The sequence below is a fragment of the Mesorhizobium sp. M0244 genome, assembly GCF_040321795.1.
Taxonomy (GTDB): domain Bacteria; phylum Pseudomonadota; class Alphaproteobacteria; order Rhizobiales; family Rhizobiaceae; genus Mesorhizobium.
Genome location: NZ_JAMYSE010000226.1, coordinates 1 through 960 on the forward strand (window position 1 = coordinate 1; position 960 = coordinate 960).

The 960-nt window shown below is 65.3% G+C and carries 1 protein-coding gene; it reads left to right on the plus strand.

Features of this window, described 5'->3' with window-relative positions; all coding sequences use genetic code 11:
- Window positions 1–49: 49 nt before the first annotated feature.
- On the plus strand, window positions 50–960 hold a 911-nt coding region (locus NKJ08_RS38765; protein ID WP_352786413.1), incomplete at its 3' end, for an IS110 family RNA-guided transposase.

The window sequence follows — 960 nt, forward strand, 5'->3', positions numbered from 1 at the left end:
CTGTGGCAAGGTGAGGTCGCGTAATCAACACCTTACCCTGGAGGCAAGCATGCCCGTAGCAGCTCACCAACCCAAAGCGCCGACCGCTATCCGCACCGATCTTGGCGCAATTTTCGTCTCGTTGGAATTGAGTCGCTCGAAATGGTTGATCACCTCGCTGTCGCCGGGTGGCGGCGAGAAGATGTCGAAACATTCGGTGGCGGCCGGCGATGTCGCCGGCATGCTGGCGCGATTTGCCGAGCTCAACAGGAAGGCGCAAGCGCGGACCGGGCGGCACTTTCCGATCATCGTGATCCAGGAGGCCGGGCTCGACGGCTTCTGGATCCACCGCGTGCTACAGGCCGAGGGGATCGAAAGCCACGTCGTCGATCCGGCGTCGATTGCGACCGCGCGCCGGCGGCGCCGGGCAAAGACCGACAAGATCGACGGCGAGGCGCTGGTTCGGGCATTGCTGGCCTATAAGCGGGGTGAACCGCGGGTGTGCGCGATGCTACGGGTGCCGATGCCCGAGGAAGAGGACCGCCGCCGCATCTCGCGTGAGCGCAAGGCATTGACGAACGAGCGCGTGCGCCACGTCAACCGCATCAAGGGCCTGCTGTTCAGCCAGGGCGTATCCGGCTACGAGCCGTTGCGCCGCGATCGGCGCAAGCAACTGGCGGCGCTTCAGACCGGCGACGGCCGGCCCTTGCCCGCACATTTGAAGGCGCAGATCGGCCGGGAACTCGATCGACTGGAACTGCTACTGGAGCAGATCAAGGCGGTCGAGGCCGAACGCGATGCCATGCTCGCTGCTGCGCAGGCCGTCTCGCCAGCACCGGCGATGCTGCTCAACCTGAAAGGCATCGGGCCGGAGTTCGCCATTGTCCTCTGGTCGGAGGGGCTGTCGCGTCATTTTGACAACCGACGTCAGGTTGCCGCCTATGCCGGCCTGGCGGCGACGCCCTGGAAGAGTGGGGCGAT